Annotated in this window: 18 protein-coding genes and 1 riboswitch; of the genes, 3 read left to right on the forward strand and 15 right to left on the reverse strand. The window is 59.7% G+C overall.

The annotated features are described in order from the left end of the window. The first annotated feature begins 127 nt into the window (after positions 1-127). Positions 128-904 (forward strand): glucosamine-6-phosphate deaminase, encoded by a 777-nt coding sequence (locus tag CJ187_RS03205; RefSeq protein WP_102215783.1) that lies wholly within the window; start codon positions 128-130, stop codon positions 902-904. Beyond that, positions 905-2,194, forward strand: a complete 1,290-nt coding sequence (locus CJ187_RS03210) for an N-acetylglucosamine-6-phosphate deacetylase (RefSeq protein ID WP_102215782.1) — start codon at positions 905-907, stop codon at positions 2,192-2,194. A 65-nt stretch (positions 2,195-2,259) separates the two neighbouring features. Here CJ187_RS03210 and CJ187_RS03215 read toward each other — a convergent pair whose 3' ends face one another. From CJ187_RS03215 to tatA, 5 genes are read right to left on the reverse strand one after another with little or no spacing between them, the layout of a single operon-like run. Beyond that, positions 2,260-3,030, reverse strand: coding sequence for a polyprenol monophosphomannose synthase (locus CJ187_RS03215; RefSeq protein ID WP_233187280.1), 771 nt, complete (start codon positions 3,028-3,030; stop codon positions 2,260-2,262). Further along, positions 3,023-4,618: an apolipoprotein N-acyltransferase gene (gene lnt, locus CJ187_RS03220; RefSeq protein ID WP_102215780.1), complete on the reverse strand. Its 1,596-nt coding sequence runs from the start codon at positions 4,616-4,618 to the stop codon at positions 3,023-3,025. Before lnt ends, CJ187_RS03215 begins: the two co-directional genes overlap by 8 nt. A 32-nt stretch (positions 4,619-4,650) precedes the next feature. After that, positions 4,651-7,551: a DEAD/DEAH box helicase gene (locus CJ187_RS03225; RefSeq protein WP_102215779.1), complete on the reverse strand. Its 2,901-nt coding sequence runs from the start codon at positions 7,549-7,551 to the stop codon at positions 4,651-4,653. Continuing rightward, positions 7,538-8,365 carry a twin-arginine translocase subunit TatC gene (gene tatC / locus CJ187_RS03230; RefSeq protein ID WP_233187279.1) on the reverse strand — a complete coding sequence of 276 codons (828 nt, stop codon included), beginning with the start codon at positions 8,363-8,365 and terminating at the stop codon, positions 7,538-7,540. The genes CJ187_RS03225 and tatC overlap by 14 nt, the downstream gene beginning before the upstream one ends. A gap of 6 nt (positions 8,366-8,371) precedes the next feature. Then, positions 8,372-8,563 (reverse strand): twin-arginine translocase TatA/TatE family subunit, encoded by a 192-nt coding sequence (tatA, locus tag CJ187_RS03235; RefSeq protein ID WP_102215778.1) that lies wholly within the window; start codon positions 8,561-8,563, stop codon positions 8,372-8,374. Positions 8,564-8,713: 150 nt separating this feature from the next. Between tatA and CJ187_RS03240 the strand changes: the two genes are divergently transcribed. Beyond that, the gene (locus CJ187_RS03240) at positions 8,714-9,919 is read left to right on the forward strand and encodes a DUF3866 family protein (RefSeq protein ID WP_102216528.1); all 1,206 of its coding nucleotides are present in this window, start codon (positions 8,714-8,716) and stop codon (positions 9,917-9,919) included. Between the two features lie 62 nt (positions 9,920-9,981). Here the strand turns inward: CJ187_RS03240 and CJ187_RS03245 are convergent, their stop codons facing one another. From CJ187_RS03245 to gmk, 10 genes are all read right to left on the reverse strand, one after another. Then, positions 9,982-11,019, reverse strand: coding sequence for an ABC transporter substrate-binding protein (locus CJ187_RS03245; RefSeq protein WP_102215777.1), 1,038 nt, complete (start codon positions 11,017-11,019; stop codon positions 9,982-9,984). Between the two features lie 11 nt (positions 11,020-11,030). Further along, the gene (locus CJ187_RS03250; protein ID WP_233187278.1) at positions 11,031-11,810 is read right to left on the reverse strand and encodes an ABC transporter permease; all 780 of its coding nucleotides are present in this window, start codon (positions 11,808-11,810) and stop codon (positions 11,031-11,033) included. A 63-nt stretch (positions 11,811-11,873) separates the two neighbouring features. Continuing rightward, a riboswitch (FMN riboswitch) is annotated at positions 11,874-11,998 on the reverse strand. 20 nt (positions 11,999-12,018) lie between these two features. Next, a complete protein-coding gene (gene rpe, locus CJ187_RS03255) occupies positions 12,019-12,690 on the reverse strand; it encodes a ribulose-phosphate 3-epimerase (protein ID WP_102215776.1) in 672 nt (223 codons plus the stop codon). Between the two features lie 31 nt (positions 12,691-12,721). Beyond that, the gene (locus CJ187_RS03260; RefSeq protein WP_102215775.1) at positions 12,722-14,158 is read right to left on the reverse strand and encodes an RsmB/NOP family class I SAM-dependent RNA methyltransferase; all 1,437 of its coding nucleotides are present in this window, start codon (positions 14,156-14,158) and stop codon (positions 12,722-12,724) included. Further along, positions 14,155-15,090 carry a methionyl-tRNA formyltransferase gene (gene fmt, locus CJ187_RS03265; RefSeq protein ID WP_102215774.1) on the reverse strand — a complete coding sequence of 312 codons (936 nt, stop codon included), beginning with the start codon at positions 15,088-15,090 and terminating at the stop codon, positions 14,155-14,157. Before fmt ends, CJ187_RS03260 begins: the two co-directional genes overlap by 4 nt. A gap of 130 nt (positions 15,091-15,220) precedes the next feature. Further along, positions 15,221-17,452 carry a hypothetical protein gene (locus CJ187_RS03270; RefSeq protein WP_102215773.1) on the reverse strand — a complete coding sequence of 744 codons (2,232 nt, stop codon included), beginning with the start codon at positions 17,450-17,452 and terminating at the stop codon, positions 15,221-15,223. Between the two features lie 41 nt (positions 17,453-17,493). Then, positions 17,494-18,684 (reverse strand): methionine adenosyltransferase, encoded by a 1,191-nt coding sequence (metK, locus tag CJ187_RS03275; RefSeq protein WP_102215772.1) that lies wholly within the window; start codon positions 18,682-18,684, stop codon positions 17,494-17,496. After that, on the reverse strand, positions 18,681-19,889 hold the full coding sequence (coaBC, locus tag CJ187_RS03280) for a bifunctional phosphopantothenoylcysteine decarboxylase/phosphopantothenate--cysteine ligase CoaBC (RefSeq protein WP_102215771.1): 1,209 nt from the start codon (positions 19,887-19,889) through the stop codon (positions 18,681-18,683). Before coaBC ends, metK begins: the two co-directional genes overlap by 4 nt. Before the next feature lie 18 nt (positions 19,890-19,907). After that, positions 19,908-20,186 (reverse strand): DNA-directed RNA polymerase subunit omega, encoded by a 279-nt coding sequence (gene rpoZ, locus CJ187_RS03285; protein WP_102215770.1) that lies wholly within the window; start codon positions 20,184-20,186, stop codon positions 19,908-19,910. A 58-nt stretch (positions 20,187-20,244) separates the two neighbouring features. Next, positions 20,245-20,841, reverse strand: a complete 597-nt coding sequence (gmk, locus tag CJ187_RS03290; protein WP_102215769.1) for a guanylate kinase — start codon at positions 20,839-20,841, stop codon at positions 20,245-20,247. Positions 20,842-20,919: the final 78 nt, after the last annotated feature.

The following is a 20,919-nucleotide window of genomic DNA, read 5'->3' on the forward strand; positions in this document are numbered from 1 at the left end:
TTTATTTGAGCCTAACTATCTCGAATCTAAACCGTGCGGGGCACGCACTTGGGCCCAACAGTGCCGGGAACTAACTTGGTAGAATAACCATTGTGCGCACCCCAGGTATTAGTTAGGTAGATTGCACATGCGAATTGGTATTTTCCCCACCGCACCGCAGGCGTCCAAAGTTGCCGCCGACATGGTGCTCGAACTGTACCGCGAAAACCCAGACGCCACCCTGGGAGTGGCCACCGGTTCCACCCCCGAGTACCTGTACGACTACTTGCGGCAAGCGCACGCGGCCGGCACCCTCAGCCTAGAACGCGCCAAAGCATTTGCCCTCGACGAATACGTGGGACTGCCCGACGACCACCCTCAAACCTACCGCAATGTACTGCGACGCGAACTGGTGGGAAATGACAAAACCGGGCTGCGCGAAGACTACTTGTTCACCCCCGGCCTGGCGGCACCTGCGGACGATCCCACGGTAACGGCAGATCAGTACGACGCCGCGATCGAAGCCACCGGAGTGGACCTGCAGATCCTCGGGCTGGGGGCGGATGGACACATTGGGTTTAACGAGCCTGGGGACTCACTGGTTTCCCGCACCCACGCGGAAGTCCTCGCGCCCGATACGATCCGTGACAACGCGCGTTTCTTCAACGGTGACGAAACGGCGGTTCCGAAGAAATGTATCACCCAGGGGCTGGGGACCATCATGGATGCAAAAGCGCTGGTACTACTCGCGTTCGGAAAGCAGAAAGCCGAAGCGGTGCACCAGCTAATTGAAGGCCCCGTCAGTGCCCGCTGGCCCGTGACGATCTTGCAAACCCACCCGGAAGTGACCGTGCTGCTCGACGACGCGGCCGCCAGCAACCTAGAACTAACCGATTTTTACAAACGACGTTGGGAGCTCGCATAAATGTACTACCTCGGGAAAGTATTTAACGCCAATGGGGAAATTCAGGCGCAAGGCATTCAAGTTGAGGAAGGTAAAGTAACCCGCCTGCTGACGAAGCAGGACGCAGACCAGATCCGCCGGCAGGAGGCGAGCGAAGACGCGGAAACTGCTGCGTTCATTACGCCCGGCCTGGTAGACCTGCATTGCCACGGCGGCGGCGGCTACGCGTTTCCCGATAATTACGCGCCCGAACAAATTGAAACCGCCATTTTGACCCACCGCAAACGCGGGACCACCGCGATGTTTGCGTCCCTCGTGTCCCTGGCGGACCCGATGCCGCAGATTGAGGCGCTGCTCCCGTTTTGTGAAAGTGGTGATTTAGCGGGTATTCACCTTGAGGGACCATACGTGTCGAAAGCGAAATGTGGAGCGCAAAACCCCGATGTTATCCGCGCGGTAGACCGCGGGGAACTGGAGCACTGGCTTAAGGCCGCAGGCGGCTACATTAAGACGATTACGATCGCCCCTGAGGCCGAGGGAGCGCTCGACGCACTCCCGGTGCTCGCTGCATACGGTGCTAAACCATCGTGGGGACACACGAGTGGAACTGGACCGCAGGCCGCGGCCGCGCTGGAGGCGACCGTGCAAGCGTATGATGCGCACGGGCAGGCGTGGGGTGAGGCCGCTCCCGGGCAAGGGACGGCTGAAACCGCGCAAGACGCGCCGGACATACCCCACCGAAGTGCCATGCGAGCGGGTGACCCCGCGCAAACCGTAACTCACTTATTCAACGGGATGACCGCTGTTACACACCGAGCTCCCGGCCCTGTCCGCGAGTTCGTGCAAGCAGCCCGCGTGGGCACCACAGTGTGTGAAATGATCGCTGACGGCCAGCATTTGAACTTAGAACTGGTAGAGGACCTCGTCGAATATTTAGACGACCCACGCCGGGCCGGTGCCCTATTCGTCACCGACGCAATAGGCGCAGCCGGAATGGGTGAGGGACGCTACACCCTAGGGGGATTAGAAGTCGAAGTGAAAGACGGGGCCTGCTGGCTCGTCCACAAAGACAGTTTAGCTGGAGGCGCGTCGTTGCTGGCAGACCAATTCCAACTGATCGCAAGCCGAGGGCGGATTCCACTGGAAGCAATTATCCGCGCCACCATCGGCACGCCCATCCGCGGTGGTTCCGTTTGGGACGCCCCGGGAGTGACCACTGAGTTCAAACCAGGGCAGCGCGCGAACTTAATTTCGTGGAACGAAGAATACGCACCGCAAACCGTGATTCGCGAAGGCACGAAAGTACAGTAACCCGCGCTTAGGTGCGCATGCGATTGCCGGCGGCCCGCTAGCCGCGCGGATGATTCCAACCGCGCTCAACCGCGAAAGTGCTTCCAGGCCCGCTGGAGCCCCCACTGGGTGACGTGACGGAACTCTTCTAGCACAATGCGGGTGTCCATCTTTGACTTGCCCGCCCGCCGCTCAAGGAACACGATCGGCACCTCCAGTATGCGCGCCCCCACGCGGGCTGCCATGCGGGTCATTTCCACTTGGAACCCATATCCGCGCTGCTGCAGCGCACTCAGGGGCATGCGGCGAAGCAAGCCCGCTTGGTACACCCGGATTCCCGCGGTCGCATCCTTTATCCCCAGCCCCAGCATGAGGCGAATGTACAGGTTCCCCAGCCGTGACAGGGCCACGCGTTTCGCCGACCACCCGGGTGTTGCACCCCCCGGGATCCAGCGCGAACCAATCACAAGTTCACCGCCCCGCTGCACTGCTGCACCCAGCATCCGGGCCAAGTCTTCTGCGCGGTGGGATCCATCCGCGTCCATCTGGCACAAATACTCATAGCCGCGCGCCATCCCCCACGCGAAACCGTCTAGGTACGCACTAGCCAAACCTGATTTTGCAGGGCGCGAAAGCAAGAAGACGCAGTCTAAATCACGCTGTTCACGTACCCAGCGCGCAGTACCATCCGGACTGGAGTCGTCCACAATCAGCACATCCACGCCCGCCAGGTGACTGCGCAGATTCGCTAGGGTCCGCGGCAGGGTTAACCGCTCATTGTAAGTGGGGATAACCACGAGTGCGCGCCCACCCTCCGCAGACTTATTTGCCGTATCTCCTTCACGTGCCTTATCCACGGGGCCTCCTTCTGAACATTGCCAAGAACACACCAACGCACAGCGCCCCGCCCCACCCGGCGATAACGCCGGTGCGTAACTGCGGTAGGTGACGGGCAGAAAAAGTGATTGAAGTGCGCAACGGGACATCGTCAATCAGCGTGGCAGATTCAAACAAGTGTGTCTGTTTACGCACCGATCCGTCGGGCCAAATGAGGGCAGACTGGCCGTTAGTGGACACGTGCACTGCGGAGCGCGACAGCGACATCGCCCGCAGTCGCGTCATCTGTAGCAGCTGTCCCGATTCTGCTGAGTTACCAAACGAAGAGTTATTAGTGGGCATAAGCAGCAGCTGACCACCTGCCAGCACACCGCCAGCCAGAACCTCCTCGTAGGCAGCCTCAAAGCAAATCCCAATCGCCGCGGGTAACTGTCTTTGCCCATTCAGGGGGATTTTTACGAACCCCGGTTCTGAACCGGGCAGCATGTCGACCGACACGCGCGCCACATCTTTGGACAAAACAGATAGGTACTTGCGCATCGGCACGTATTCACCGAACGGGACGGGCAGTTGTTTGCGGTACTGGTCTACAATCTGCCCATCTGGCGAGTAAACCAGCATGTCGTTGTAACGCGCAGTGGGCGTGTACTTGACGGAACCGACCAGGATGGGCACTCCCGCGGCCTCCAACGCGTGGTAAATGAGGTCGTACGCCTGAGCATCCTCGCGCGGATCCGTGTCCGCCGAGTTTTCGCCCCACACTAAAAAGTCCGCCCGCTGGCCCGCACGCACTGTTTTAAGCGTTTGCTTAACGTGATTATCAGTCACTTTCAAATGCTGAGCGAAAGTTTGCTCCGCGGGCCACTGCACGTTCCCCTGCACCGCTCCCACCCGCACCGAACCGGATTCTTGCGCAAGCGGCAACCGCAGCATCCACGGGCCGGCGCACAAGAGCGCGGCCAGCACGAGTGCTGTGGTTCTTGAGAAGAACCCGAACCCGGGACGCAGCCAGCGCGGCCTCACTAAAACACGCATCACCAAACTGGCGGTCAGTGCACACACAAACCCGATCGTCACTTCGGACCCCCACGGAGCGAGTGTGCGCACGGGCAGATCGACTTGACTGTACGCCAGTAGTGCCCACGAGAAACCCCCAAACGGTACGCACGCGCGCAACTGTTCTACTCCAACCCACGCCAGCGCGAGTAAGACCGAGTTACCGACCGCGCCTTTAGCTAGGTAGCGCACCACGCCTGCGGAAAACCCAAAACCGGCTAAGAATAAGGCTTGCACCAGGCACAACGCGAACCACGGGAGGTATCCCCCCACCGAGATCGTGGCCCACCAAATATGCGGCAGAAAAAAACCCAGGCCGAACAAGAATCCGTACCAGGTGCTGCGCCCCACCCGCACTGCGTTCAGCACGGCGAACAGTATGGCCAGTGCCGGCACCGCCAGGTACCCCATGGCAAGTGGTGGAAAAGACGCCCAAAATAAGGCCATGCTAACTGCTAACAGCGGGTAGTCCCACCAGCGCCGGCCCCGCCCCCACGTGAACCAACGCAATCTTCGGCGCGCTGCTTGGTTGGTTGGCCGCGTGTTAGTCACCGCGCACCCGCTCGTTGCATCGCCCGCATTTCTTATGCCTCTTCGGCAAGCGCCACAACGGACCGGCGGATAGAGTCGACACACACATCACACGTGCGCGCCAACTCGGAGCTGGACTGCGATTTAACTTGCCCCAACAGGTCAATCACCTGGCGGCACCACCGCACCCAGTCTCCCGGTTCCAGGTCTGCGGCTTGCACCGCGGTTGCCAGCGGATCCCCATTAACCCACCAGTACATGGCGTTCACAAGCCCATACTCCAGTGGCATAGTTGTGGGCGCATGCGCTTGGGACTCAGCTTTATTAACGCGTGTCATGATGCGTTGAGTGGCAGTTAGTGCCTTCGACAAACGCCCCTTTGGCCCACCGGGAATATCCATGTCGGGATCGTGATTCTTCCGAGGCTCAAACACGCACGTGGACGCCACCGCGGCTAACTGCGCGGGCGTGAGGCCCTCCCACACCCCCTCGTGCAAACACAAAGACACCACGAGGTCTCGGTCACTGTAAATACCCCGCAAAATCTGCCCGGCGGCGGTTAGACGCTCTCCGTCCAGACAGTCTTCTTCTTGCAGCACGCGGACAATCGCATCAAATTTTTTGGTAATCGACGAGGTCTGCTGGTCCACCTTGCGGCTTAACCGCAAGTATTCGCGGCGCGCGTGGAGCCATTCGCGGCCGGTGCGGGCGTGCTGATCCCGATGCGGACAGTGGTGCACGGGGTGGGTGCGCACAGCGTGTTCCAGCTGATCAATCTGCTTGGCAATGTGCTTTGGCATGGGTGGACGCGCCCGTTTGGGATACATGAGTTTACCGGCCTTGCGCATGTTTGTGAGGTCGCGGCCAATCCGGTGGGAACAGCGCCGCACTGACCGCAACACGTCTTTGCGCAACCGCATGTGCCCTAAAACAGTTAGGCCGGCTGTGAAGTCCTGCGCGATGGCGGTGCGCAGGTGACCGTCCTGCGTAACGATTTGTACCATCGGATTGCGTCCGCCCCTGCGGGCCCGGCGGGTAACCACCGCATCCAGCATCCGTTTTCCGACCGGGAAAGACACTACCTCACCGACCTGTAAATCAAGTACTTCCAGGGGATGGACGGACTGGAACCGGGCCCGTGCTTTCGCCCCTTCTTTTTGCAGTCGCGTAAGTTCGTCGCGGGCAACCAGATATTCTTTGACGTTCCCGTGGGAGCATTCGAGCCCGTGGTCGGCCTGTTGCATGAGGTTCTCAGCCGCCTTCGAGTCGTGCGCAATTGCCACAACTTTGCGGTCCGCTTGGAACTGCGCGAACGAGCGGTCCATCACCTCGCGCGCCTGCGCCATCGACCCGGTGGCGGTTAGGTTCGCAACCATGTTGTAGGTAGGGCGGAATGCGGATACGAGGGGGTAGGTGCGTTTAGAAGCAAGAGATGCAACCAGTTCAGGTTCGTTTTCCGAGGTGTAAACCACCACGCTGTGCCCTTCCGTGTCAATCCCCCGACGCCCAGCACGGCCCGTGAGCTGCGTGTACTCACCGGGTGACAACGGGACGTGCGCCATCCCATTCCACTTGCGCAACGCTTCTAACACGACGGTTCGAGCGGGCATGTTGATTCCCAATGCGAGTGTTTCAGTAGCGAAAACGATTTTTATTAGCCCGCGTGAGAAAAGGGTTTCAACGGTCTGTTTCATGATTGGCAGCAGGCCTGCGTGGTGGGCGGCGACCCCCGCTTCTAAGCCCATGATCCACCGGTCCACGCCCACCACAGCCATGTCTGCCGCCGGTAGAGTCGCCGTAGCTTCTTCGACTATCGCGCGGATTTGTTCGCGTTCCGTCCGATTTGTGAGGGTGATTCCGGCGGTGACCAGGTGGTCGACGGCATCATCGCAGCCGGCGCGTGAAAATATGAAGTAAATGGCGGGCAGGAGGTGCGCGTGTTCTAACGAGATCGCGACCTCTGCACGGGAGGGGCGGCGAACTCGTTTAGGCGTGCGGATACGACGCCCACCGGCGAGACCGCGGCGTCGCTCCCCCACTGACCGCGATTGAATCCCCGTTGCCCGTGCCACCGCGGCCCGTAGGTCGGGATTCAGTTTGCGTTTTGACAGCGGCTTTTGCACGCGCGCTGGAGCATGATCCCCATGTTTACTGGAACTGCCCGCGTTCTCGCCCCACTTGCCCGCGTTTTTGCCGTGTGGTGTGCGCAGTTTTTCTACCGGCGAGTACAGGTCGTATATCTTCCGCCCCACCATCATGTGCTGGTATAGGGGTACCGGGCGGGTTTCGGACACGATGATGTCGCAGTCACCACGCACCTGCTCAATCCACTGCCCGAATTCTTCCGCGTTCGAAACGGTTGCTGATAAAGCCACCATGTTCACGTGCGCGGGGGTTTGAATCAGTACTTCCTCCCACACCGGGCCGCGGAACCGGTCCGCAAGGTAGTGCACTTCGTCGAGCACTATGAACGCCAGATCCGATAGGTCACGCCCCTGGTAGATCATATTCCGCGCCACCTCCGTGGTCATTACCACGAGGTTCGCATCTCCATTAATTGACGTGTCGCCCGTCAGCAACCCCACTTGTCCATCGCCGTAGCGGGCCACGAGTTCGCGGTATTTTTGGTTCGATAGGGCTTTGATTGGCGTGGTGTAGAAAGCTCGCCTCCCCTCCTTCAGTGCGAGGTAGAGGGCAAACTCCCCCACAATTGTTTTGCCCGCCCCGGTGGGTGCGGCAACGAGTACGCTGCGGCCAGCCTCGATTGATTCGAGCGCGCCGGCTTGAAACGGATCTAACTCAAAATCGAGTTGGCTGGCGAACGCCGCGCGCTGCGTTTTTGCGTACGCATTACGGTCCATCGCCGCCCGGTAGCGCTGTGCCGGGGTGGGGGCCACCTCCGTGTTTTGCTTCGGCTCCGCGTTGCGGTTTCGCCTGCGTTTACGCTTCGCCATCACTCGGTTCCTTCCTCCCAGTTCGGCTCAGTGCCTGGTTCAGCTCCGCATCTTCTTTCGCTCGTTTTTTGTCAACCGAACGGTCCCTCAAGAACGCGATCCCGACCGCAAGGAAATAAAGGCCACACAGCATCAAAGCTTGGAATGTCATGGTCCACGGGTCTGGCAGCGGGTTCGCGATTGCAGCGAAAACGAATGCGATAACCACTGCCCACCGCCAGGCTTTCAATAGCGTGCGGGCCCTCACGACACCAAGAAAGTTGAGGCCCACCATCACTAGTGGCACGGTGAACGACAATCCGAACACCACCACCAGGCGCATGTAAAAAGTGAAGTACACGCTAGATTTCATCAGTAATACCGATGATGAGGGCGCGAACGACGTCAAAATATGCACCGCGTGCGGCATAATCCACACGCCCGTTGCCCCACCGGCAACGAACAATATGATGCCGGCGAATGTGAAACTGAGGATGTAGATTTTTTCACTCTTGCGCAGCGCGGGCGCCAGGTAAGCCCAGATTTGGTACATCCACCACGGGGTGGTTGCGAGGAAACCTGCGAACATTGAGATCCGTAGTTTCAGGTCGAATGCTGCGGAAACGGTTTCGAAGTTAAGTTCCGCCTGCTGACCTTCTGCACGCAGTTGCGCCAGGGGCGCCGCCATGTAGTTGAAAATGGGTTCGTAGAAGAACCACGCCACGATTGTGCCCACCAAGATGCCCACGAGGGCTATGAGCAGTCGTTTACGCAGTTCCCGCAGGTGTTCCAGCAGTGGCATCCGCCCCTGTGGATCCCGTTGCTTTGATGCCATTAGTGTTTATTGACCACTGTCTTTCGGGCCGGTCGATTTTGCGTTGCTGTCCGTATCGCTATCTTCGGTGAGTTCCTGCATTTCTTTCTTGAGGACTTTCGCGGACTTACCTACGTTCTTTGCGATGTCGGGGAGTTTGGAAGCACCAAACACCACCACGAGCACGATGATTACCACTACCCAATGCCAAGGCCTCACGTCTATCTCCTTCAAATGTGAACCGCAATGTGCCGTCCCAACCCAAAAGCCGTTGGGGCAAAGCTAGACTGTTTCGATACCTATCCTAAGGCATGCGGCGGTTGGACTGGTGGGCACGCGCTCAAAGCCAGTCTGTATTCTAGATGGGTGATGCAACGAAACGCGGTGGTCCGCAAGATTTTGAGCCAGTGGTCGACGTGTGTCAGTTTTGAATGCACGATAACGCACGCCCCGGCCGGGGCCAGCGGCTTTGAGGGTGGAGAAACAGTGCGGGCGTTAGCGTATACGGACCTCGTGGGGGCGATCGCCGTTGGCGAACGCGTGCGGATTGATTGTTCAGGGCTGGCGAAGCACCTCGGTACCGGCGGGTTTGCCACCACGCTCGCGACCGCTACTGTGCCGGCAGATTCGCTGCCTGTAAACGGCCATATTGTGAAGGCGCGTTACACGCCGCACCAAGTGGTTGTCCAATCCGTTGAGGAACCTGATTCTGTGCACCATCAGGTTATGCGCGCGGCCCGCTCGCTGGAGGGCATGCCGGTGATTGTTGCTGACCTGCATTCCTCACTGCCGGCCGTGGTGGCAGGGATCCGGTCCGTACAACCGCAGGCGCGGATCGCGTACGTGTGTGATGACACCGCGGCCCTCCCCCTTCGATTTTCCCAGTTGTGCGCCGCCATGCGCCAGGCCGGTGACTTGGTTACCACCATTACGTCCGGACAGTCTTTTGGCGGTGACCTGGAGGCCGCATCAATGCCCTCCGCACTGCTCGCCGCCCGGCACGTGGCCCACGCGGACTTCGCGGTGGTTACGCCGGCCCCAGGGAATTTGGGAACCCAAACTCCCTGGGGGTTCTCTGGGACCGCTGCCGCACAATCACTGCACGTTGCCCACGCCCTGGGCGGCGTACCGATTCCCGTGCTGCGCTGCTCCGGCGTGGACCCGCGCTTTGAACACCGCGGGGTATCGCACCACTGCCTATGCGTGTTGCGCCAGCTCGTGCTCGTTCCCCTCACGATCCCAACCATGACGGTCCGCCCCCAAGACTGGCCCCAAGACTGGCCCCAAAACCGGGCGCAAAACCATCCCACGCGAACCACTTCAACTACGCCGCGAACCAGTTCCGCCTTACAGCCTCCCAGTGCCCTCGAGCAATATCAGCATGACTTAGCGGATTTGGCTGCGCAGCATAATATTCATGAGGTGGATGCCTCTCGGTGCGAAACCGCGCTCACCCACTGTGTGCATCCCCTGCGGTCTATGGGGCGCACCTGGCGGCAGGATCCCCCCGCATTCCTCCCCGCCGCCGCAGCGGGAATCTATGCCACCGAAAGCAAACCCGCTACCGCCAAGTAACTGAAACCGTGCCCGCAGGTGCAACAGCAGCGCCACGTTCACTGCGGCCCACGGCGCAGCGCCTACTGCTCCAGATAGTCGTTTGTAACCGCTTCGGTCACATCTACTTTCGACCCCAACACGCCCTCAATCTGAGAAAGAAAATCGTTCATCCGTTTCCACTGATCCACATCCTGCGTGAAATCCACTTTCCCCGCGGGGGCGAACAATTTATTCGTCGCCTCCAGCGTGGCTTTAGCGGAAGCCAGTGCCTCATCGGACGTCAAATTCTGGTCATAACTCTTAGTGATATCCACGGCCCGCGCCGGATCATCCACACACACCTGCATGCCCTTACTGAGCGCCTGCAGCGTGTGCTTCAACGCGTCCGCGTGGTTCTTCGCAAACTGGGAACTTGTCACAATATTCATCCCCACCAGCGGTGGCTCCCCGGTTTTCGCCAAATCAATCTCGCGCACCGGCACGTCCGCCAGTTCAAACTGGACCCCATCATTGTTACTGAACCCAACAACCGCGTCCACCTTGTCACTCTTCAACGCGGCCAGTTGGGTAAAGCCAATGGATTGCACGTCAATGTCGGCGCGCGTCATCCCCGAATCCTTCAGGGCCGCAAGCAGGCCAAACCAGTTCGACCCGAACTCACCGGGCAACCCCACCTTCTTCCCCTTCAGATCCGCTACCGACCGGATCGCGGAATCGTCCTTCACCATAATCTTCGTCGGATACTTCTGGTAGTACTGCCCCACTGAAATGAGGTCCATTCCCTGCGCCCGCGCCTGCAGCATCTCGTCCGCAGACGCGATCACCACATCCTCCTCACCGGCCAGCAAAGCCGTGAATAGTCCCTCATCGGTTCCGTGGTGGCGCAGCTTCGCCGCCACGCCCTCAGCGGTAAATAAACCCTCTTTATCCGCCACGTAAGCGGGCGCGAACTGCACATTCGGAATATACGTCATCCCCACCGTCACGGGGCTGCCCCCACCGGCTTTATCCGCAGGCTTCGACGCGGGCTCACCACCTGTCGAAGCCGTACACCCCGCAATTAACAAAGAAAACCCCGCTACCAGTGCAGCAACCGTTTTCCGCCTCAAGAAACCCATTGAAAACTCCCCTAACCGCGCCTGAACCTGCGTTCAATCGCGTACAAAACGGAGTACGCCGTCATCGCCATCACGCACAAAAGCGAAATGGTGACGAACATACCCACCGTGTCCACACTATTTCGCTGACTAGTCAGAACCAGGCCTAAACCGTGGCCCCCCATCACCATCTCGCCGACCACAGCGCCCGTCACCGACAGGGTGAACCCGTTACGCAGCCCCGCCAAAATCGCGTACAACGCCAACGGTGCCTCCATGTACACGAGCATTTTCCACCCGTCCGCCCCATCTAACCGAGCGGCATCCAACACCTCAGAATCCAAATGTCGAAACCCTAAAGTTGCGGAAACTAGAATCGGGAAAAACACCATCAACGCGCACAACACCACAATCGGGAGGGTGCCATACCCCACCCACAGCATGAGCAGGGGGGCCAACGCGATCGCGGGGATTGCCTGAGTGGCCCCCAAAAACGGTTCCACTGCGGCAGCTAGAGTTTGAGAACGATAAATGAGGTACGCCAGCGGCAGAGCCACAATCGCTCCCACTAGGCAACCTAAAAGTGCTTCCTGCGCCGTCGTCCAAACCGCGTGCCACAGCACGGGGTTTTTGATTTCGGTACTGAAACGCTGAATAAATGCCGAAGGGCTGGGCAGCACCCAGGTTTTAACCCCGGGGGCATTAGCCGTAAAAAACCAGCCTAAAAACAGTATCAACCCAAACACTACAGGTGCTAAGAAAGACACGACCGGGCCGTGTTTAATTGCTTTGACCCGCTTTTGACTGGACAACTACACCCTCCGAACAATTAATTCCGCGTTCGGGGTGCAACACAAACACGCGTGCGTGTTTGCAACATGCTTCTCCCTTCCGGACTTTAACCGTCGGCACTGGAATTCCACCAGCTCAGTCACCCAAGAATAGGTGAGTCGCGGACTTTAACCGCCGGTTCGGACTTTCACCGACCCCGAAGCACATCCCTAGTATACACGGTTGCGTTTAAGCATGGGCATGCATAGTTTCCGCTGCGATGCGCCGCAGGGCCTCGACTTGCGCATATGCATCGTCGGCCTTATACACTGCAGACCCGGCCACGAACACGTCCGCTCCCGCTTCTGCTGCGCGCGTTATCGTCTCTTGCGTTACCCCGCCATCCACCTGAATTGCTAAATCCAAGTGCTGTGCCTGCGCTGCCTGGCGTACCCGCCGCACTTTCGCCATCTGCGAATCCAAAAACGGTTGCCCCCCAAATCCCGGTTCAACCGTCATCACCAGGATCATGTCGAAGCTCCCAAGCACGTCCACGTAGTCGGCAATATCCGTGGTTGGTTTCAGCGCCAACCCCGCTTTCGCTCCGAGCCGGTGCAACTCGTTCGCCAAGCGGATCGGGGCGGCCGCCGCTTCCGCGTGGAACGTAACTGACTGCGCACCTGCCTCCGCATAGCCGGGGGCCCACCGGTCCGGATCCTCAATCATCAAATGGCAGTCAACCGGTACCACGTCTTGCGCCACCACGGCTTCCACCACGGGCAATCCCCACGTCAAGTTCGGAACAAAATGGTTATCCATAATATCCACGTGCGCGAAGTCGGCGTTGCGGATCTTATGCAGCTCTCCTTTTAGATCCGCGATGTCGCAGTTCAGAATCGATGGGCTAATCGTGGGGTTCATTTACTGACCTCATGCTTTCTAGTTGAAAAACCTATTCTTTTGTTAAAATCGCGAGGAACATTGCGTCCGTGTCATGCACGTGCGGCCACAGTTGAATCACGTTTCCATCCCCAATTTGGACAGGTGTGAGCTCGATGTCAGACATTGACACCTCCCGTACGGCTGCGGCCGCGTTTAAAACGCGCACTCCAGGTTGCTTCGCCACGCGCCGGATCTGATCTGTTGTCTCCTGTTTCACTGGGGAACAGGTGACGTACCCTAGGATCCCCCCGGGGCGCAGGGCTCGCAGCGCCTCGTCTATCAACTGGGCTTGCAACTGCACCAACGACTCCAGGTCGCTCACTTGCCGGCGCCAACGCGACTCTGGGCGCCGCCGTAGCGAACCTAAACCCGTGCAGGGCGCGTCCAGGAGGATACGGTCAAACTGACCGCGTGCACTGACCTCCCGGCCGTCACCTACCACCACGTCTACGTTACTGAACGGGCGAAGCGTATTCTCCACTAGACGTGCGCGGTGAGCCGCCACTTCGTTCGCAACCAGATGCGCGCCGCTCTCGCGAGCAAACGCTGCCAACAGCCCGGCCTTACCACCCGGGCCGGCGCATTGATCGAGCCACGCAAAATCTGAGCCCCCGTCCGGTACCGGGGTTTCAGCGAACGCGGTCGCGACCAACTGCGACCCCTCATCTTGAACCGCAGCAATGCCTTCGCGCACCGGTTCCAACCGGCCCGGATCACCGGCGGAAAGCACTACGGACCACTCGGAGTAATCCCCGGGCCGCACTTCGCAGCGCAGTGCCTGAACCGCGATGTCCGCTAAGTCACCGGGCAAGATCATACCGGGGCGCGCGCACAGGGTAACCCACGGGTTCGCGTTATTGACTTCCAACAGCTCGGTTAACTCCCGTGGGTCACGCCCGTGAGCAGCCAATGCGGTGGCAAACTGGCGGACCATCCACTCCGGATGGGAGTATTCCACAGACACCCGCTGAGCGTTGTCTTTAATAGCGCTTATCCGCCGGTCCCATTCCCCCACTGAATGGTCCACTATGGAGCGCAGCACCCCGTTAACGAACTTCTCAGCACCCCGGTCGCACTCGTGCTTGGCAAGTTCAACCCCTTCGGATACCGCCGCGTGGTCGGGGACCCGCAAGTGCAGAATCTGATGCGCGCACAAGCGCAGAATAACCCGCACGGGCGCGTCTAGGTCTGCTAGTGATCGCTTGAGGTTCTGTGACACCACCCAGTCGATCCGCCGCTGTTTCCGCAGCGTGCCATACGTCAGTTCGGTTGCGAACGCGGCGTCGCGGCGGCCCAGGTGGGCGCGCGAAATTAGCGGCGGGAGGGCGAGGTTCGCGTACGCGTCTTGCGTTTCTACCGCCATGAGGGCATCGAACGCTACTTTTCGCGATGCCTCCACTCGTTTTGGCACTACATAAGGTTCGTTTTGCAGGTGTTGACCGCTCATTGGTTAACCCCCAAAATCGCGTGTTCCCCCAGGCGAGCGCCACGCGCCCAGTCGGCAGCCCGCATTGGTTTCTTACCTGCCGGCGCAACTGTGAGCAGTTCCAAGTCGCCACTACCGGTACCCACCAGTACGGCGTGTTTGCTTACTTGGAGTTCCCCCGGGCGCAGCGTGGCTCCACCTGGGATGCGGGTACTTAGCACTTTCATTCGTGCCCCGTCTGGAAGCGTGGTGTACGTGCCCGGTGTGGGTGCCCAGGCGCGGACTTTGTTGTGCACCTGCTGGGCGGTGGCAGTGAAGTCCAGGGCCAGTTGTTTCGTGTCCACCATGTGCGCGTACGTGGCGCCGGAATTCGGCTGCCCGGTTGGCTGCGCGGTACCTGCCGCGATCGCATCCACCACGTCAGTTACCAGTGGAGCGGCCACTTCACTCATGTGTGCCAGCAAGTCTTGGCCCGTGACGTCATTGCTTATCGCTACCGGTTCACTGCGGTAAATGTCGCCCGTGTCCAGGCTCGCTTCCAGTTCAAATACGTCCACCGCGGTGTGGGTGTCGCCCGCTTCAATTGCGCGTTGCACCGGTGCCGCGCCGCGCCACCGCGGCAGTTTAGAAAAGTGGGCATTAATCCACCCGTGCTCTAATGCGTCCAGCAGGGTTTGTGGGATTATTGCCCCGTACGCTACCACCACCCCTAACTGTGCGCCCGCTTCTTGGATTTCACGTTGCACCGGTTCGGATTTCACCGAGTTAGCTTCAATGAGGGGCAGCTCATGTTCGCGTGCGAAAACAGCCACTGGTGAGGGATGCAGGGTGCGGCCCCGCCCCCGCCGAGCGGATGGGCGCGTGAGTACGCCAACGACCTCGTGGGAGGATTCGTGGAGTGCCCGCAAAGTGGGCACGGCGGCTTCGGGGGTACCAGCAAATAAAACTTTCACGTCCCAAGTCTAACGTCTTCCAACCCGGCCCCATACTACCCGCGCAAACGCGGGCTCACCGGTGCACTACCGGCCTTCTTCGGGCCAGCGCGCAGCGTGGAATCGCCCCGCCGGCTCGCGGCGAACACTATTAGAACAGTTGCGCGGGGTTCACATGGACGTTCACAACACTGGCTCCACGAGTAGAGCGCGCCACCAGTTGAGCGCGAAGCACATCAATCAGTTCCTGTGCCCCATCCCAGTGGGCGCGCAGCAGAGCCCGCGCCGGCTGGGTACCATACGCTTTCGGGGTGCCCCGGCCCGTGAGCCTCGCGGTACCCAGATATTCACATCGGGCTGGCAGTTCAACCGCGGCAACTACTTCGTCAACTGCCTGCGATGGCCCGTCCACCGCCACGATACAGCGCGCCGGGTAGAACTCGAGGGCCTCACGCTCATCCAACAGGAGCGCTGCGTACCCAACCGGGTCGCGACGGATAAGTGCCTGCGCCAGCCGCGTGTCATCCACCCCCACCACGAGCATCCGTCCCGTTGGCCGCACTAGCGCCAGTACATTCATCCACCGGCGCATCGCCTCTTCTGGTGCCCACAGTTCCGGCCGTCCCACCACCGCGTTCGCATCCAGTACCACGGCGGCTGCGTACCCATCTTCCGCTAGCGGTTCCTTCCCCGGCGTGGCGACCACGAGCGTGGAGCCACTCACCCGCCCTTCGATTTCATGATCCGCATCCGACGCCCGAACCGCGATCCCCTGGAATGCCCGCCCAAGATCCGCTGCGGTTCGAGACGAACCCAACCGCACGGTCTTCCACGCCCGCCCTTTGCATTCATGGCACCGCCAATTCACCTGAGGCCGGGAGCACCAGTTACAGTACAGGTCTGCCCGCGCACCAGCGCGCAACGGGCCGTGGCACACACCGCACTGCGCGCCCGCCCCACAGCGACTGCAGGCAATCACCGAAGACCACCCGCGGCGAGGCACGTGAATCAGCACCGGACCATCGCTAATTGCTTCCCGCACGCGTCGCTGCACCAGAGGCGGAATCTGAGAGTAACCCGCAGCTCCCTCCCGCTCGCGGTCAAACTGGTCCGGTACCTCAACAGTTGCGGATTCGCTGCGTCGCCGCTGCGGGCTGGTCGACAGTATCGGTGCATTCCCCGCCCGCGCCCACCGCATTGCCGCCACCGACATGGTCATGCCCGCGCTAACTACGGACACGGCCTCGTGTTCGGCACGGAAAATCGCCAGGTCCAACGCGTTCATGTACGGGTTTTGCGGGTCCGTCATCCGGTCGTCACCGGCATCCACCACAAGAATTAACCCCAAGTTCGCAAGCGGTGCATACACACTCGAGCGCGTCCCACACACCACATCCACGTTTCCCGCTCGCACGTTTAAGAACTGCGTGTACTTAACTCGCTGTGAATCCTGCGCAGTTTGCACCATGCACGACAGTTCAGTGCCGTGCAAAAGCTCTTGCATCATCCGCACTTCCCGCTGCGTTGGGGCGACCACAATTGAGTTCCGTCCCGATTCCTTCACCGCCTGTAGAAGCTCCACAATCGGGTGCGCAGGCGCCTCCTCATCCGCCGCCCTGGCCCGCTGTGTCGCATTCGGTTTTACCGTTTCCTCCTTTGACGCGCTCGGCACCCGAGTTTCCGCTCTAGAATTAGCCTGCGTAGAAGCAGATGGCTGCGAATCAGTTGGCTCTGGCCCTCGTGGTGCAGGTGGGAAAACCCCGGCGGTAAACACCCAGTTTGCGTTCGGTGACTGCCCGTTGCGAATCCGGTTCAATAGCGCCGCCCCACCCGGATATTCCCGCCACGCACTCCCCTGCGGCAGCTGCGTTGCGCTACTAATCGCCCGGGTTTCTTTGCGCATCGTTTTTTCCGGCCTCGTTTTTTCCGCTTGAGGCTGGAGCGACTCCACTTGTTCCCTACCACTCGATGGAGTCAGTGCAGCCGCTTGCGACTCGTGGGTACGCATCCAATCTTTTTCCGCCGGACCACTGCGTTTAGGCACGATTGATTGAATGATCCGCGTTGTGTTCGCACAGCCCCGGCGGGCAACTGTTTGCGCGAACGCGTACATAGTGGGCGTGAGCAACTGCAGGGGAGACACCACTTTGTTGACGGCTTGCAGTTTTCCAGAAAAGTCTGAGGTATCAGCTGTTTCCACGACCCAGCCTTCACGCCAACTGCCTGCAAACCGCACCCGCACCCTCATGCCCACTTCAACAGTGAGCCCAGCGGGAACCTCATAATCAAACGGGCGATCCAGATGCGGCACAGAGGTTTCCACGAGCACGCGTGCGACGTGACGTGAATCGTCGACCTCAAATAACCCCTCAGTTGCCTCCATACTCATATGAAATCACGTGGCACCCAGCTTTTCTTCGCAAACTACCTAATTGCCTCGCGCAAAGCATCCGCTCGCTCCGTGGTCTCCCAACTGAAACCATCGCGACCAAAATGCCCGTACGCCGCGGTGGGTGCGAACACGGGTTTCGATAACGCGAGGGCGGTAGTTATCGCCGCTGGACGCAAGTCGAAAACCTCTAAGATGGCGGCGGTGATCTTCGCTTCGGGCACTGCTGCGGTGCCAAACGTGTCTATCCACAAGCCCACGGGTTCAGCCCGCCCAATCGCATATGACACCTGGAGCTCACAGCGCTTGGCTAAACCAGCCGCAACCACGGTTTTCGCGATCCACCGCATGGCATAAGAGGCGGAACGATCCACCTTCGACGCGTCTTTACCAGAAAAAGCGCCACCGCCGTGGCGGGCGAAACCACCGTACGTGTCGACAATTATTTTCCGCCCCGTCAGCCCTGTGTCTGCCGCTGGCCCGCCCGCAACAAACCGACCGGAAGGGTTAATCAGCAATCTGGTTCCCGACACGTCTAAAAGGTTGGAACAGCGGCGCACGATCGGGTCAACGACCAGGGTCCGCACCGCGTCCCGCACCTGTGTGAGAGACATTGACTCATCGTGCTGCGTGGACACCACCACGGTGTCTAACGCAACCGGGTTGCCGCCCTCAAACTGCACACTTACCTGGGTCTTCCCATCGGGACGTAACTGCGGTACTTGCGCACGCGCGGCCTCTAACTCGTGGGCCAACCGGTGCGCCAACGCAATCGGAACCGGCATTAACGCGGGCGTGTCCGCACACGCGTAGCCAAACATTATCCCCTGGTCACCAGCCCCCTGCTGCGACAATGCGTCCTGCACGCCACCTTCGCGGGCCTCCAGGGACGTCTCCACGGATTGGGCGATGTCCGCAGACTGCTCCCCCACCTGCACGTCCACGTCGACAGTTTCCGCAGCAAACCCCAACGCCGGGTCCGTGTAGCCAATGCGATGCAGTGTCCGCCGCACAATCTGCGGGTAGTCGAGCGTACCCGCGCAGGTAACCTCCCCGGCCAGCACCACGCGATCGCGCGTCGCCAGTGCCTCCACCGCAACGCGGGCATTCGGATCTAGGCGCAAGGCCTCATCTAAAACCGCATCTGAAATCTGATCGCACACCTTATCGGGGTGCCCCGCAGTTACCGATTCTGAGGTGAATAGGTGTCCACTTTGAGTATTCACTCGGTATGCTTCCGTCCTCTTAGATCCTCTACCGCGTCAATTATGAACGCGGCAATCTCTTCTTTACTACCCCGCTTGCTGCCAACCAGTTTGCCGTCATGATCCACCACAGTCACGTCATTGTCACTGCGGCCGAACGCGCGACCGTGCCCCACCGGGTTAATAGCTAGCAGCGACGCTCCCTTGCGGCGCGCCTTTTCTTTCCCAAAGTTCAAGACGGTTTCTGGATCCCCCGTCTCAGCTGCGAACCCGACGGTCAGCAGATGTGGGAACCCTTGCGTGACCGTAGCTAAAATATCGGGGTTTTGCTGCAGGTTTAGCGTCAGTCCGTCACCCGCGTGCTTTTTCAGTTTCTGTTCACTGGCGTTCGCCACGCGGTAGTCCGCAACTGCTGCGACAAAAAACGCTATGTCACTCGTCTCTGCCCGTTTGAGCGCTTGCGCGTACATTAACTGCGCGGTGGGGGTTTCTACCACGTCCACACCGGTGGGAAGCAAGTGTTTTTCAATATTCGCGCAGAGCAGCGTTACGTGGGCACCGCGGCGGCGGAGCTCTCTGGCAATCGCAATTCCCTGTTTCCCAGAAGAGTGATTACCAATATAACGCACCGGATCGATTGGCTCACGCGTCCCCCCGGCAGTAACGAGTGCCCGCATTCCACTCAGGCTCTGTGGCCGCGCAGCAGTCTGGCTAGAAAGCACGTGGGCTGCGATTCGCTGCGGGTCGGGCAGGCGCCCCGCGCCCGAGTCCCCAGAGCTCAACGGCCCGTCGTCTGGATCAATAACTTCCACTCCGCGGCCACGCAGCACCGCAACATTTTCCTGAGTTGCAGCATTGCGCCACATATTAGTGTGCATCGCCGGAGCTAACACCACTCGCACATCGGCGGCGAGCACAGTAGCGGTGAGAAGATCGTCCGCTGTTCCCATCCGGAACTTCGCCAATAGATCCGCGGTCGCCGGGGCTACCACTATCACGTCAGCCCACCGGGCCAGTTCAACGTGGCCAACGCCCGCCTCCGCTTCAAAAACGCCAGTGTGGACCGAACTTCCAGACAGCGCGCGCCACGTTGCGGCGCCCACGAACTCTAAACTCGCGGGCGTTGGCACCACGTGCACTTCGTGGCCCGCTTGCGTAAAGGCCCGTACTAGCGCAGTGATCTTGTAAGCTGCGATCCCAGCGCCAACCCCGACAACAATATTCACGGCCGCGTGTTTTCTGCGCTACTTGGTCTCGACATTCTCTGGATTCTGTTCGAGCATGAGCATGTCCTGCGAGATTTCGCGCAGTGCAATCGAGAGAGGCTTTTCATCTTGCTCCACCGGAACCACCGGGCCAACAAACTGAACCATATTAGATTCCAGCTGCAGGTTATAGGAGTTGATCTGCCGTGCACGACGCGCCGCGAACACTACGAGCGCGTATTTTGAATCAACTTTCTCCATCAAGTCATCAATAGGAGGGTTCGTGATTCCTTCTGGGTGGGCAACAATTCCCGACATTAGTCCTCTTTCAACCTAAACGTACAGATTTCGACTTAAACGTACAAACACGCCAATACTACGTCAGACCCATGACGCTCGCCAAGGCCTGCGCTGTGTCTTCAACCTCGTCATTAACTAAAACGTGGTCGAACTCATCTTTCGCTGCCATTTCAATGCGCGCGGTTTCTAAGCGCGTGCGCATCTGCTCTTCCGATTCTGAGCCGCGGCCACGCAAACGCGCCACCAGTTCATCCCACGAAGGCGGGGCAATGAACACGAACTGCGCGCCCGGCATCTGCGTGCGCACCTGGCGCGCACCCTCCAAGTCAATTTCAAGCAAGGCGGGCCGACCCTGCCGCAAGGCCCGCTCAATTGGGCCGCGGAGCGTACCGTATTTGTGCTTGCGGTGCACCGTCGCCCACTCTAGAAAATCCCCCCGCTCAATCCGGCGGTCAAAATCGTCGCGGGTGATGAAGTGGTATGACCGTCCGTCTACTTCACCTACGCGCGGGCTGCGGGTGGTGGCGGAAATCGATAAATACACCTGCGGGTAGTGCTCAACCAGGTACTTAACTACCGTTCCTTTGCCCACAGCGGTGGGCCCAGCTACGACTGTTAGTGCGGGGCGTTTCCCTTTGCGCCCAGTTGTGTTTTGTGTTGATGCTTCAGTCATAGCGCAATTGTGTCACGTGCCGGGTGTATGTCCACCCGGCACGTCCGTATCCCAGCGGTTTATAACGCCCGTCACCGG

This window comes from Gleimia hominis, from assembly GCF_002871945.2.
GTDB lineage: Bacteria > Actinomycetota > Actinomycetes > Actinomycetales > Actinomycetaceae > Gleimia > Gleimia hominis_A.